This window comes from Cupriavidus sp. GA3-3 (genome assembly GCF_000389805.1).
Lineage (GTDB): Bacteria > Pseudomonadota > Gammaproteobacteria > Burkholderiales > Burkholderiaceae > Cupriavidus > Cupriavidus necator_D.
On record NZ_KB944504.1, the window covers coordinates 171,551 to 185,291 of the forward strand.

The 13,741-nt window shown below is 61.0% G+C and carries 14 protein-coding genes and 1 pseudogene; 9 read left to right on the forward strand and 6 right to left on the reverse strand.

Translation table 11 applies throughout. The features are described 5' to 3' along the window. Window positions 1-54: 54 nt before the first annotated feature. Both C265_RS29275 and C265_RS29280 read right to left on the reverse strand, forming a co-directional pair. The gene (locus tag C265_RS29275) at window positions 55-933 is read right to left on the reverse strand and encodes a polysaccharide deacetylase family protein (protein ID WP_010812572.1); all 879 of its coding nucleotides are present in this window, start codon (window positions 931-933) and stop codon (window positions 55-57) included. A 24-nt stretch (window positions 934-957) separates the two neighbouring features. Then, window positions 958-1,644, reverse strand: a complete 687-nt coding sequence (locus tag C265_RS29280; protein WP_010812573.1) for a fumarylacetoacetate hydrolase family protein — start codon at window positions 1,642-1,644, stop codon at window positions 958-960. 154 nt (window positions 1,645-1,798) lie between these two features. Between C265_RS29280 and C265_RS29285 the strand changes: the two genes are divergently transcribed. After that, window positions 1,799-2,782: an AraC family transcriptional regulator gene (locus tag C265_RS29285; protein ID WP_010812574.1), complete on the forward strand. Its 984-nt coding sequence runs from the start codon at window positions 1,799-1,801 to the stop codon at window positions 2,780-2,782. Window positions 2,783-2,925: 143 nt separating this feature from the next. Here C265_RS29285 and C265_RS29290 read toward each other — a convergent pair whose 3' ends face one another. Beyond that, window positions 2,926-3,321, reverse strand: coding sequence for a GFA family protein (locus C265_RS29290; RefSeq protein WP_011616585.1), 396 nt, complete (start codon window positions 3,319-3,321; stop codon window positions 2,926-2,928). Between the two features lie 119 nt (window positions 3,322-3,440). Between C265_RS29290 and C265_RS29295 the strand changes: the two genes are divergently transcribed. Next, on the forward strand, window positions 3,441-4,349 hold the full coding sequence (locus tag C265_RS29295; RefSeq protein ID WP_010812576.1) for a LysR family transcriptional regulator: 909 nt from the start codon (window positions 3,441-3,443) through the stop codon (window positions 4,347-4,349). A gap of 245 nt (window positions 4,350-4,594) precedes the next feature. Here the strand turns inward: C265_RS29295 and C265_RS31950 are convergent, their stop codons facing one another. After that, the gene (locus tag C265_RS31950; RefSeq protein WP_010812577.1) at window positions 4,595-4,993 is read right to left on the reverse strand and encodes a VOC family protein; all 399 of its coding nucleotides are present in this window, start codon (window positions 4,991-4,993) and stop codon (window positions 4,595-4,597) included. Between the two features lie 23 nt (window positions 4,994-5,016). On the opposite strand from C265_RS31950, the pseudogene C265_RS33050 reads away from it, so the two are divergent. Further along, window positions 5,017-5,286, forward strand: a pseudogene (locus C265_RS33050) (hypothetical protein); the annotation flags it as partial. A 79-nt stretch (window positions 5,287-5,365) separates the two neighbouring features. Here C265_RS33050 and C265_RS29305 read toward each other — a convergent pair. Then, a complete protein-coding gene (locus C265_RS29305) occupies window positions 5,366-6,136 on the reverse strand; it encodes an IclR family transcriptional regulator (protein ID WP_011616511.1) in 771 nt (256 codons plus the stop codon). A gap of 97 nt (window positions 6,137-6,233) precedes the next feature. On the opposite strand from C265_RS29305, the gene C265_RS29310 reads away from it, so the two are divergent. From C265_RS29310 to C265_RS29330, 5 genes are all read left to right on the forward strand, one after another. Then, entirely contained in the window at window positions 6,234-7,214 is a 981-nt protein-coding gene (locus C265_RS29310; RefSeq protein WP_010812579.1) for a tripartite tricarboxylate transporter substrate binding protein, read from the forward strand. Window positions 7,215-7,256: 42 nt separating this feature from the next. Then, window positions 7,257-7,940 (forward strand): RraA family protein, encoded by a 684-nt coding sequence (locus C265_RS29315; RefSeq protein WP_010812580.1) that lies wholly within the window; start codon window positions 7,257-7,259, stop codon window positions 7,938-7,940. After that, window positions 7,937-8,872, forward strand: a complete 936-nt coding sequence (locus C265_RS29320) for an NAD(P)-dependent oxidoreductase (protein ID WP_010812581.1) — start codon at window positions 7,937-7,939, stop codon at window positions 8,870-8,872. Before C265_RS29315 ends, C265_RS29320 begins: the two co-directional genes overlap by 4 nt. Window positions 8,873-8,964: 92 nt before the next feature. Next, window positions 8,965-9,930, forward strand: a complete 966-nt coding sequence (locus C265_RS29325) for a tripartite tricarboxylate transporter substrate binding protein (RefSeq protein WP_010812582.1) — start codon at window positions 8,965-8,967, stop codon at window positions 9,928-9,930. A gap of 12 nt (window positions 9,931-9,942) precedes the next feature. Continuing rightward, a complete protein-coding gene (locus C265_RS29330) occupies window positions 9,943-10,866 on the forward strand; it encodes an SMP-30/gluconolactonase/LRE family protein (RefSeq protein ID WP_010812583.1) in 924 nt (307 codons plus the stop codon). Window positions 10,867-10,968: 102 nt separating this feature from the next. Here the strand turns inward: C265_RS29330 and C265_RS29335 are convergent, their stop codons facing one another. Then, window positions 10,969-12,237, reverse strand: coding sequence for a patatin-like phospholipase family protein (locus C265_RS29335; RefSeq protein WP_010812584.1), 1,269 nt, complete (start codon window positions 12,235-12,237; stop codon window positions 10,969-10,971). Window positions 12,238-12,952: 715 nt separating this feature from the next. On the opposite strand from C265_RS29335, the gene C265_RS29340 reads away from it, so the two are divergent. Next, window positions 12,953-13,651, forward strand: a complete 699-nt coding sequence (locus C265_RS29340; RefSeq protein WP_010812585.1) for a hydrolase — start codon at window positions 12,953-12,955, stop codon at window positions 13,649-13,651. The last annotated feature ends 90 nt before the right edge of the window (window positions 13,652-13,741 follow it).

Consider the following 13,741-nt stretch of genomic DNA (forward strand, 5'->3'; position numbering starts at 1 on the left):
TCCTTCTCGTCAAGCGAGAGATTTGTTCGAGTTTCTGGCGATGTACGGATCCGGCTATGAGGCCGCGCGCGCTGCCTTATACCAATCGAGGATCTGTTCTCCCGTCAGGAAGGCAACGTCGTCGTGTGCCCGAATGTGCGCCAGCGCCTCCCGGAAATAGCGCAGGCGGTGTGGCGCGCCCATGATGTACGGATGCACGACCAGCGCCATCACGCGGGCTGAGTCCTTCGCATCGGCGTAGAGTTGCTCGAACTGGTCGATAGCGCGGTCGCGATACTCGCTGGCCTTGTGATGCTGGATCAGCATCATCGCTACATCGTTGCACTCCTGTGTGTAGGGCACGTTCACGATACAGCCGCCATCTCGCGTCCTCAGTTCCACGGGCTGATCGTCGAGCACCCAGTCGCACACGTACTCGTAGCCTTGCTCCGCGAGGATGTCGGGTGTATTCCAGGTCTCGGTGAGCCCCGGTCCGAGCCAGCCGCGGGGGCGCTTCCCGGTGTAGGCGCGAATGGCCTCGGTGGTCTTTGCGATGTCGACCGCTTCGTCGGGCACCTTCTGCATGTTGCGCTGCCCAAAGCCATGGCCGATGAACTCCCAGTTACGCGCCTTCGCCGCCTTGGCGATAGGCTCGTAGGCATCGATGGCGGCGCCGTTGATGGCGAGCGTTGCATTGATCCCAAGCTCGTCAATGACGTCCAGCATGCGCCAAAAGCCGACGCGGTTGCCGTACTCGTGCCAGGCCCAGTTCGGGATGTCTGGCATCGGCGAACCGCCCGCCGGAGGCGTGAGAACCGTGCGCGGCATGGTCTCGTTGATATCCCATTCCTCAACATTGACGATGACCCAAACGGCCAGGCGCTTGCCAGCCGGCAGCGTCAGGGCGGGACGCTCGGAAATGGCCGAAAATGAGATGCGTTCGAGTGGTTTCATGGCGTGTTTCCTTTGACCCGGGACTCAGACGATCTCGACCTGCAAGGGGTCGAGCCCTTCAATACGGCCGATCAACCTGTCACCGCGCTGCACCGGACCAACGCCTTCTGGCGTGCCGGTAAAGATCAGGTCGCCAGGAAGCAGGCGATACTGCCTGGACAGCTCGCTGACGATTTCATGGACGTTCCAGATCATCTTCTCCAGGACCGAGTGCTGTCGTACGTCACCGTTTACCGCCAGGCTCAGTGCGCCCGAACGGAGATGGCCGACCTTCGCCACGGGATGGATGGGACCGCATGGCGCCGAATGGTCGAATGACTTGCCCAGCTCCCACGGCAGGCCGCGCTTGTTGCATTCGCGTTGGCGGTCCCGCCGCGTCATGTCAAGCCCTGCGGCATAGCCAAAGACATGATCCAGTGCAGTGTCCGGCGGCACTTCCGTCGCTTCACGGCCGATGGCAACGACGAGTTCAAACTCGAACTGAAAGTCATCAGTAAACGTCGGATAGGGGACGCGGCCATCGGTCACAATGGCATCGGCCGGCTTCTGGAAGAAGAATGGGGGGTCGCGTTCGTCACCCTCGCCCATTTCCCGGATATGGGCAAGGTAGTTGCGCCCCACGCAATAGACGCGCCGCACCGGGAAGCGTTGATCGCTGCCAACGATATCAATGAAGGCGGGGGTAACGCTCAGGACCTTGGTCGATTGCACGACGCTGTCCGCACTGGCTCTAGGCATAAGGATTGTCTCTGTGTAAGATTATTGAACGGAGTGGCTAGAGTTTAGAGACGCGGTCGTTCGGCCTCAACGCACAGGCTTGCGAAAAGATGCGCAATCCTTACGATCCTTTGCCCCCCACGTTTCCATGCACCGAGCGAAGCCCTCGAACGACCCGCTGCTGCCCCTCCACCACGACGGCGAGAAGGGTGCTGTCATCCGGAACTACACCATGGCGGCCCGGGCGCAGAGCGCCTACTTTGGCATCCACGATCAGAGCAACTGTCTGCCGAACCCGGTGCCGCACCGTCACGAGTACTTCCAGATTTACGTCAACACACTAGGCGAAACCACTCACTACATTGGGGGCCAGCAGCGGCCCATTCGCCCCGGCACCGTAAGCTTCGTCCTGCCGTTTCTGGTTCACTACATTCCGAACGTAGTGGACGGCAAGTTCCACGTAATCAACATCAGCAAAGAGTATCTGCTACCGTCGCTTAACCTTGATGTCTTCGAGTTGTCGGAAGTGCCGCTCGCGCGCGCGCCAGAGCTTGGTCCCTTCCGCTTTCAGCATTGTCTGGATTTTCAGTTCGATGAACTGGACACCGAGTACCTTCAGGAGCTATGCGAGCGCATGGCGCAAGAATCCCAGCAATCGCCCAGTGACGATACGGCCAGCAACTTGCTGATCCGCAGCCACTTGCTAAACCTGATTGGCATGGTGTGGCGACGCCACGGTGACAAGATTCGTCTTTGCGAGAGCAACGGGATGTTGCTGCAGTCGTACAAGCAGTCCGTGCTGCGCTGCATTCGGTATATCACCCAAAACCTTTCGCGGGAACTGACCTTGGGCGACGCTGCGCAGGCCAGTCATGTATCAGCAACACACCTGGCCCACCTGCTGAAAAGTGAAACCGGAAAGACCTTTCTGGAGATCGTGACTGAAAGGCGGATCGAGCGGGCAAAGACTTTGCTGGCTTTCACATCCGCCTCGGCCGCAGAAATCGGGCAAAGCACGGGATTCGGTGAACCAAATAACTTTGCCAGGCGGTTTCGGCAGATCGTGGGTTCGACACCTTTGGCATATCGACGCCAATTCCAGGACGTGGGCGCGCGAACTTGGGTTGAGTAAGACCACCTGTCAAAAGACATAGCAAAGTGGTGAGCTGAGGGCTAGCCGATGAGACTGGCATTGTTGTGGCTTTCCACTAGTCTTTATTTTAAGCTTCTTATTCGTGATATTTCCCTTGTATGTGTACTGCGTTCCGACTGGCCTCAGTATTCCTTGTGCTGCAGAAGCGTATCGGTGATGTCATACCACGACGCCTTGCTGCCGACAAAAACATGGCGCTCGGCCTTCACGCCGGGATCGCTATCAAGCGTACCGAGCGGGAATCCGATTACATCGGGATTGCTGTCAAATCGCGTCAATATGCTTGAGCCACATTCGCTGCAAAATCCCTTGTGCTCGCCAGGCGAGGACTCGTAAAACTTGACGGTGTTCTGCCCGGATACCCATTCCCAATCCCTAATCGCCACCTTGGCTCTCGTGCGGAAGGCCGAGGCATGAAGCTTTCGGCACATCGAACAATGACAATTCAGGACGTCGGTTAGCGGGCCGTGGATTCGGTATTTGACGTGTCCGCAGAGACAACTGCCGTGCTGGGTCATGGGCTTCTCCAGGAAGTGTTGCGATGAATGCTAAATTGGAGAAGATCGTAGGGTGTGCGGAAATTTTGATAAAGTAGCCGCCCATGAATGGATTCTTCATGATTTACGAATAATCGACGATGGATCAGCTGTTCAGCATGCAGGTGTTCTGCCAGATCGTGGACTCGGGGAGCATGGCGCAGGCAGCCCGGGTCCTCGGACTCGCGCCTGCGACGGTGACCGGCGCACTAGCCCGAATAGAAAAACGGCTTGGCGCGCGCCTGCTCGACCGGACGACGCGTCGCATCGCCGTGACCGAGGCAGGCAGGCTCTGGTACAAACACGCGAAGCGCATCATTGAACAGTCGCATGAAGCGGAAGATGCGGTCCGGCGCCTTGCGTCGGAACCAAGGGGTGAGTTACGCGTCACATTACCGCTGGGCGTGGCGCTGACCTTTGTGTACCCGCATCTGGATGAGTTCACGGCACGCTTCCCGAGAATCAGCCTCGATCTCCAGGTTAGCGACCGGATTGTCGACCTTGTGGCCAACGGCTTCGATCTCGCCCTGCGGGCGGGGCGACCCGGGGATTCCGCTTTCTCGGCTCGATGCCTCAGCACGTACCGCCGCGTAACATGCGCCAGTCCCGGCTATCTGGCATCTCATGGCGCCCCCCGGCATCCGACCGAACTGGCACGACATCAGTGCCTGATTTACCGCCATGAACCGCATTCCTCATCTTGGCAGTACCAGGTGGACGGCACAACTATGGCAATTCCGGTAGATGGGGCATTTTCGAGTAACGAATCGCATGCGCTGATTGCATGGGCCAAAGCAGGCAAGGGAATCACCCGGCAGCCCGACTGGCTTGTCGAGCAGGACTTGCTCAGCGGCGGCTTGATTCGGCTGCTGGAAGAGTACGACGAGATTGGTGCATCTGAGCAGCCGGGAATATATGCGGTGTTTCCGAAACCTCGCAATCACCCGAGGAAGGTCGAGGCTTTCGTGAAGTTTTTTTCTCAAAAGATCGCCTCAGCATCCCACCAGTAGCGTCACAAACGGGGCGAGGGTCGTGCGCCATAATCGAGTGTCCTGCTGGGATCGCAGGCGCCCATCGTTTCCTTGACCGGACGGATGGCTCGGATGACAACTATCTCAGTCCAGCCGCGTTTGTCGACTTCCTGCGCTGCATGGCATCGACCGGCTTCCGTTGCCCGCGCCAGTGCGTCGACGGCCATCTGAGGTGAGGGCCGCGTCGACAGGCGCAGAGGCAGGTCAGTGCTAAATTGATAACGCTAAACCGACACCAGGTGATGGCAGCATACGCAAAGCTTGTTTCCATCAGCATCTCGGAAGTATGCGCCGTAGTAGTGAGGGTGATACTGGGCTCTTAGGCCAGGAGCGCCTTCGCAATTTGCTCCGTTTGCGAGCGCGCGGGCGTATGCCTGGTCAACGGTCTGCCGATCACGCGCAAGCAATGCCACCATTTGACCATTCCCACCTCGCGCAGCATTGCCGTCATATGGCTTGCCAATAAGGAACAGCGGCCGCGGTGCGTCCGTTGCCATCCACCCTGCCCATGGCGTGTCGCGCTCGCAGAATTTGAGGTTGTGTCCTAGTTCATGCATCAACGCCGAATAAAACTCAAAAGCACGATCGAAGTCGTTAACGCCAAGAAAAATGTGCGAAATCACTTTGCGTCTCACAGGAGGGTGGTGGCGACGAACATTATCACGGTTGTGAGCATGGGATCGCTCCTAGCCTCCCCACGAAGCGTCAGCCTCGCCGGTCCGGTTTCGTCGAGTCGGCCGTCAACCAAGTGGTGAGCAGGCGCTTCGTCAAACGACAGCAGATGGCTTGGCGGCCTCGGCGCGCGCACAACCTGCCACAAATCCGGATGGCCGTGCTCAATGACCAGTTGCGATCGCACGTTGAGCGACGGTATCCATCTATTGCCGCAGAAGAACAACATCGCCTTGCCGCTTGATTAGCCCCAACGCCCGGCTCGCGACTGACAGAGGTCATCTAAGATTTCTATCGGCTCTCCTTGCCCCACATCTGCAATCTCAAGGGTGCCAGGTCGACGGCCTTTCAATTTGCATCGCAGGCCGTTGGCTTCCTGCCATGGCATACGAAAGCTTGTTCGCCGCGTCGACGACTGTCTGTGCCAGCTCCAGCAAACGCTCTTCGCTTAGCCGGGCGGTCGGTCCCGAAATGCACATGGAGCCTAGCAACCGCCAGTGCAATCCGAAAACCGGTGCCGACACGCTCGAGACTTCGGCCTCGCGCTCGCCGAGCGACAGATGAAATCCACGGCGGCGGATCATTTCATAAAGCTCGCCCGGCTCACCTGAGAACGCCAGGATGACGCGGCCTGGCGAACCGCTGTCCAGCGGCAGGGCCGCCCCGATCCTGACGTGATGCCGGATGGCCTGCGGTCCTTCGACCCGGACGAGGCAGGTTCGCTGTTGCCCCTCCCGGACGTAGAACGAAGCGCTTTCGCCGGTCTTGATCGTCAGCTCCCGCAGCACCGGCTCCACCACTTCCTGAACGTTGAAGGTGGCCTGGTAGCACGCGCCCAGCCACCCGGCTGCGCGGCCGAGCCGCCAGTTGCCGTCTTCCTTCTGCACCAGATAGTTGTCCGCCGCCAGCGTGCGCGCCAGCCGCAGCACGGTGGTCTTGTGGATGCCGGTCCGCCGGCTCAGTTCGGCAAGTGAGAGCTGGGGGTCGTTCACCCCGAACGCCTCGAGTACGCGCAGGGCGCGGGTGACCGCTATGACGCCCCCAGCGCCATCGTCGCCTTTTGAGGCGCCCCTTGGATCACTATTCGCATTCATAGAATGAAACGCGGTGCACGGTATGAAACAGCATTGTATGCCGTGAAACGGTCGACCACAATCCGAAGCACAACGAAACCGAGATTCGGAGACAGTAATGAAGGCAATTTCCCGTCGCTGCATATTCATGCTCGCCGCAGGTCTGGTTCTGGCGTCCGCCACTACCCAGGCCGCGCCGCAATACCCCACCAAGCCCATCCGCGTCATCGTGCCTTTTCCCGCCGGCGGGGGCACGGACATCATTGCGCGCGAGGTGACCAATACGGTGGCCAAGTCGACCGGCTGGGTCTTTGTGGTGGAGAACAAGCCAGGGTCCGGTGGCAACCTCGGGGTGGACGCGGCAGCCAAGGCGCCGGCCGATGGCTACACCATCGTCATGGGGCAGACCAGCAACCTTGCAATCAATCCCTCGCTGTATGAACGGTTGCCGTATGACCCATTGAAGGATCTGGCGCCCATCAGTCTGGTCGCCTCCGCGCCGCTCGTCCTGGTGACGCATGTCAACTCGCCCTACAAGACGATGAAGGACGCGATTCAGGCTGCCAAGGCAAAGCCCGGAGCGATCAATTTCGCATCGCCGGGCAACGGCACGGTGGCGCACCTTGGCGGCGAGCTGCTTCAAGGTACCGCGAAGGTGAAGTTCACCCATGTGCCGTACAAGGGCGCAGCCCAGGCGGTCAACGACCTGATGGGCGGCCAGGTCGATCTCTACATGGCATCCGTGCCAACGTTGCTCGGGCATATCAAGAACAACAGGCTGCGGCCGCTCGCGGTGACGTCGCCGAAGCGTTTGCCAGACCTGCCCCAGGTGCCGACAGTCGCCGAGCTGGGCTATCCCGGCTTTGATACCGCGACCTGGTTCGGCTTCGTCGCGCCTGCCGCGACACCGAAGGACATCGTGGTACGCCTCAATACCGAGTTCAACAAGGCGCTCAAATCCCCGGAGCTCGCCAAGAAGCTGAATGAACAAGGTGCATCGGTGCTGGCCGGCACGCCTGAGGCGTTCAGCGCGCTGATCAAGCAGGACATCGGACGCTGGGCATCGGTCATCAAGACCTCCGGCACGAAGCTGGATTGACGCCCTTATCTACCTATCCATTTCATATTGCTGGAGTCCATCATGACCTTGCCCAACATCATCAAATCGTTTGAGCGCGTGCCCGCCGAGATCGTGGCGCGCGCTGCCAGGTTCCAACCGGCGATCCTCTCCGATGTCGGCGGACGCCGCGGCGCGTTGCATGGCCGGATCAGGGCCTTGCGCCCGACCATGAAAGTCGCCGGGCCCGCCTTCACTGTCGAGGTACGCCCCGGTGACAATCTGATGATCCACGCAGCACTGGCGCTGGCGCAGCCGGGCGATGTTCTGGTCGTCGACGGCAAAGGGGACCAGACCTCTGCGCTGATGGGAACGATCATGATGCATGCCGCTCGCCAGCGCGGCCTTGCTGGTGTCGTCATCGACGGCGCGGTCCGCGACAGCCTCGAGCTGGACGAAATGCAGTTCCCGGTCTTTTCGGTGGGCACGAACCCTAACGGCCCCACCAAGGAAGTTGGCGGGCGTATTGGACACCCCATTTCTGTTGGTGGCGTCACGGTGAACCCTGGCGACTACATCTGCGGCGATGCCGATGGCCTGGTCGTGGTGGAGCGCGAGAAGATCGAAGCCTTGCTCGATGCGGCGGCAAAGAAGGAAGAGGCGGAAGCCAAGCGCATCGCCCAGATCAGGGAAGGCAATACCACCGCGCCCTGGCTGCTGGCATCGCTGGTGACGGCGGGCGTCCTGAAGCAGGGAGAAGCACTGTGACGAAAAAGCAAGTCATTATCGTCACGGGTGCCGACCTCGCGCCGGAAGCCCTCGCGCTGCTGGGTGACTATGAGATCGTATTCGCGGGGAAAACGCCCCAGACCGCCGATATTGCAGCCCTGGCAAAGGAGCACAACCCGGTCGGCATTATCGTGCGCTACGGCAGCTTGACCGCTGAAGTCATGGACGCAGCACCAGCCTTGAAAGTGATTTCGAAACACGGCACCGGAACTGACACCATCGATAAATCCGCTGCACAGGCGCGCGGCATCAAGGTGGCCGCCGCAGCCGGGGCCAATGCCGCCGCCGTGGCAGAACATGCGTGGGCGCTGATCCTTGCGTGCGCCAAAGCTGTTCCACATCTCAACGATCGCATGCGTCAGGGTCATTGGGACAAGGCAACTTATAGGGCCGTCGAGCTGAACGGTTGCACGCTCGGTATTGTGGGGCTCGGAGAGATCGGCCGCCGCGCCGCCGTGATTGGTGTGGCGATGGGCATGCATGTCACCGCTTTCGATCCTTATGCGACGACAGTCCCGGAAGGCGTAACGCTTGTCGACCTGCCCCGGTTGTTCAGGGAATCGGACGTGGTGTCGCTGCACTGCCCGTTGACGGAAGAGAACCGTGGCATGTTGAACCGTGAAACACTGGCGACGTTCAAGGACGGCGCGATCCTGGTCAATACGGCGCGAGGCGGGCTCATCGACGAGCCTGCACTGGCCGAAGCGCTGCAGAGCGGCAAACTGTATGCCGCTGGCCTGGACAGCTTTGCCGTGGAACCGATGCCCGTGCCGCATCCGTTCCGCGACATTCCCAGCCTCATCCTGTCGCCGCACATCGGCGGCGTCAGCAACGCGGCGTACGTGAACATGGGGGTTGGGGCGGCGAAGAACGTCCTGGCGGTGCTGCAAGGCGTGACGACGCCGGCCTGAACGACGCACGGCTGCATCATCAACTAGAACAGAAGTGTCGCGGGAGGAGCCGACGGACAGTCAGGCCTCCCCCCCAGCACAAGGAGACAAAGGTGTTTTATCGAACCATTGGCTGCCTGGTGGCAGCAACGACGCTGCTTGTCAGCCTGTCCGCTGTGGCGGCGTACCCGGACAAACCGGTCCGCATCATCGTGCCGAATCCTCCCGGCGGCGCCGTCGACGTCGTGACGCGCAAGGTTGCGCAGAAGCTCTCCGTGCAGACGGGGCAGAGCTTCGTCGTGGAGAACAAACCGGGCGCGTCCGGCACGATCGGCACGTCCCTGGTCGTGAACGCACCCGCCGATGGCTACACGCTTCTGGCGAACGACAACTCCTATACCACCCTCCCCTATGTCTTCAAGAAACTGAACTGGGACCATCAGACAGCTCTGATCCCTATCGCGCCGTTCGCATTTTCGCCGGTGGTGCTTGGCGTCAAGGCCGATTCGCGCTTCAAGGACCTGGCCTCCCTCGTCAGCTATGCCAAGGCGCATCCCGGAGAAGTGACGTTTGGCACCGGCGGCCCCGGTAGTTCGCCGCATTTTTCTGCCGAGGCGTTCCAACAGGCCGCAGGTATCAAGCTGATGCATGTGCCGTACAAGGGGGCTGGCGAGGCCATGGTCGGGCTGCTGTCCGGTAGCGTGGATCTGCTGGTCGTGTCGACCCCGACCGCGCTGGCGCCGGTCAAGGGTAATCAGATGCGTCTGCTGGGCATCAGTGGCAAGACCAGGGTGGATGTGTTCCCGGGCGTCCCTACGTTCGCTGAAGCTGGTGTACCCAACTTCAGCCTGTTCAACTGGTCAGGCCTTGCCGCGCCAAAGGGCACGCCGAACGATGTCATTACGCGCCTGCAAACGGAAATCCAGAAGGCGCTCCAGGCGCCCGACATGAAGGCATTCCTTGCGCAGATGGGGTCGCAGCCGGGCAACCTGGACAGCCCCGCGTTCGCGCAGCTGATCCAGCGCGAAACCGCGCAATGGGCAACGGTTGCGCAAAAGGCGCATATTGAGAAGCAATAACCAGGAGCGGCGATGTTCCTACTTCAGCAACCGGCCGTACGCGATGCACAGGTGCTCACCCGGCTTCCGGAGTCGTTCCGTCGGCATGACCCTGACAACGCGTGGGCGCACGCCAATCGCGGCGGGGCGACGATCGACTCATTCCTGGAGGGGCCGGTCTGGGCCGATGGCCATCTCTGGGTAACGGACATCCCCTACGGCCGCATTTTCCGTGTTTCGATGCAGGGCGACTGGGAGCTTGTTGCCGAGTATGACGGTGAACCGAATGGCATGAAGCGCCTGGCCAGCGGTGACTTCCTGATCACTGATTATCGCAACGGCCTGGTGCGTCTGGATGCAAAGTCGGGAACCGTCACCCCGTTTCTCGAGCGCAGGAATTCTGAACGCTTCCGGGGCGTCAACGACCTGACCTTCGATTCGCAGGGCAACCTCTACTTCACCGACCAGGGCCAGACCGGCTTGCACGATCCGACGGGCCGCGTCTATCGGCTGACGCCCGACGGCAAGCTGGACGTCCTGCTGGACAACGCACCGAGCCCGAACGGTGTCGTCCTGTCGCCTGACGAGAAGGTGCTGTTCGTCGCGATGACCCGCGGCAACAGCGTATGGCGCGTGCCGTTGCAGGCCGACGGTTCGGTCAGCAAGGTCGGGCAGTTCTTTACCTCTTACGGCCCGAGCGGCCCCGACGGTCTGGCAATGAGATCGGATGGCCATCTGCTGGTGGCCAATCCCGGACTTGGTTATGTCTGGGTGCTCAATCATCGCGCCGAGCCTGTGGAGGTGATTCGTAGCCCGGATGGCACATCGCTGACCAATCTGTGCTTTGGCGGCACCGAGGGCGCCACGCTACTCATGACCGAGTCGACCACCGGGACGATCCTGTGCGCCGACATGTCGGTGGGCGGTGCACCGGTGCATGGAGGGCGGCTGGCGTGAACGGAGTACCGGGCGTTCTCGCCATGCCGGACGCATGCCACCGTCAGAGCGCTGCGGCCGAGCAGCAAGAACGCGGCCTCACGCACGCCGCGTGCCGCGGGACTATCGCGCCTCGGTCGATTCGCGCTCGAACTCGCGGATCACCGGGTTGCCAAGGATGACATCCCTTCCCGCTTCGATCAGGCGATCGACGTCCTTCTCGGGCAGTCGAAGCCTGGTCGGCAGATCGTTCAGGCTTGCAGCTCGCTCCTTGTCGAGGGCCTCAAACGAGATCCGCGTGACGAAGAATTCGACTTCATTGCACCGCCAGCCTGGGCGGCGTGCAGCGATCTCCTGCTGCCGGGAATGCGGCAGCGCACACCGATACGCCACGAGATCATCGCGCCACCGTTGCATCATGGGAACGAAGGCGTCATAGGTCATTCGAACGCTGGTCGCCATTCCCGCGTCGATGGCTGCGCTTGCGACTTCGATTCCGGATGGGCCACCCGGGCTTTGGTTCCAATCGCCGCGCGGGCCCTGACCGGCGTCAACAACGATGAAGAGTAGCCGCCGCACATTGATCGCGTCGTTCTCGCTCATGGGACCGTAAGCCGTGCCCAGCAGCAGGCGCGATTGCAAAATTGTGGCCAGGCCGTAGTTGTCGGTCACCCCGCCGTCGACCAGCTTGATGTACTTTCCCTTCGAAGTGTCCCGGTGACCGCGAACGGCGGTTGCCAACGCGCCAAGCAGCAGCGATTGCCCGGGCCTCTGGGCGTGGTCAAGGTTCGGCAGCGGTGTACTGCAAGCCTCGGGATATTTTTGAAGGACGATCGGTGCGAAGAAGAGCGGGACCGCCATGGATGCGGCGACGGCCTCGGAAACGGGAAAGCTCGCGAGATCACTGCATAGCGCATCGAATGCCAGCTGGCTGAACGGGAACGCGACCCGGTAGTAGACGTTCGTGGCGTTGATCCAGACGAGCGGCTTGCCGCGGCGGAACATGTCGGCGAACGTCGCGCCCTTGAACACGTCTTCGTCGAGCCATGTCTGGAGATCTTCCCGATTGTTGAGGCCTCCCGCGAAGAGGCGCGCAAGGTTGACCGGATTCAGGAGACTGAAGCGAAGTCCCGCCTCTCCGTCCTTCAAGAGCACTGATCGAAAGGTCGCCAGGCTGGCCTTGCCGTGCAGACCGTAGTACGCCGCGGTGATGGAGCCTCCGGACACGCTGCTGATAAATGAGACGTCGTCGAGCAGGGACGCGCCCCCGGGACCTCTCATGGCGTCGAGGCCCTGCAGCGCGCCGAAGGCGAAAGCTGCGGCTCGCGTGCCACCGCCAGAGAACGACATGGCGACGGTTGTCGGGCCAACGACGTCGGTGGGTTCGCGCATGGTCGCGGATGCGCTGCCAGCCGCTGCCTGAGGCAGATTGCGCGGAGCATTGTGAGAAAGCGACCCACAGGCACTGAGTCCCGCAAGCAGAAGCAGCATCAGAGCGTGGCAGGCCCTGCCGCGGGCGTGCCGCTCTCTCCCTGCCTCCCCAACTCGCCAAGGCAGGCTGCTCTTGCGGCAAAGAGTCTGGTCAAGTCGAAACTTCCACATTGGACTAGGTCAGAAAGGTGCTCGGCGTGGTGGCGGCCCGCGGGAAGGGAAGGTCGAGTTTCGTTGGCGCCAGGATCCGGTGTGTCCGGCTCCCTCGGAATCTTACGGCATCGCCATGGGGCCGCGCGACCCGCAGATGGCGCCTGAGTAGCGTCGGGAGAAAGTCGGAGGGCGGACGAAGATCAATCAGGTACTGAATGCTAACTCGACCGGGCTTGCCTGGTTCGCCTGGTGCCGCGCCGCTGGCGGTCATTTTCGATCTCCTCCATGTCGGAGCCCGCCACGCTCGCGGGCTTCAGGAACCAAACGCCCACCGGGGCCAGGGTCGTACATGTCCCGATTTAATCAAATTTTTTGAATAATATTTACAACTCTGGCTGACTGCCTCCGCACTTTCCTCCGCTATAGTTCGTCACATGGACGGCACGACAACGCAACGCAGCGAACAAAGCGCCGCCCAACGAGAACTCAAAATCATTGAATAAATTTCATCGGAGAGAGCAACATGTCGAACGCCAAGCTGGAAGTCCTGACCCCGCGCAACAGCCAACTGATCATCATCGACCACCAGCCCCAGATGGCTTTTGGTGTGCAGTCGATGGACCGCCAGACCATGAAGAACAACGTCGTGGGCCTGGCCAAGGCAGCGAAGATCTTCGATGTGCCGACCACCATCACCACGGTCGAGAGCGATTCATTCTCCGGCTATACCTACCCCGAACTGCTCGACGTCTTCCCCGGCAAGCAAACGCTCGAACGCACCTCGATGAACTCCTGGGACGACCAGAAGGTGCGCGACGCGCTGGCCGCCAATGGCCGCAAGAAAATCGTCGTGGCCGGCCTGTGGACCGAGGTCTGCAACACTACCTTCGCGTTGTGCGCAATGCTTGAGGGCGACTACGAGATCTATATGGTGGCCGACGCTTCGGGCGGCACGACCAAGGAAGCTCATGACTACGCCATGCAGCGCATGGTCCAGGCAGGCGTGGTGCCCGTGACCTGGCAACAGGTCATGCTGGAATGGCAACGCGACTGGAAGAACCGCGAGACGTACGACGACGTGATGGCCGTGGTCAAGGAGCACTCGGGCGCCTATGGCATGGGGGTCGACTATGCCTATACGATGGTCCACAAAGCCGCGCAACGCACGGCAACCACGCACGAATCGCTGGCTCCCGTGCACGCACCGGTCATCGAGCGCTGATGCATGTCCGCCACCAGCCATCCCTCGGAGCACACAAGATGATTCCAGGTCGAAGCGTGGCCAACGGCGCCTTCCTGCTGGGATGCTGGC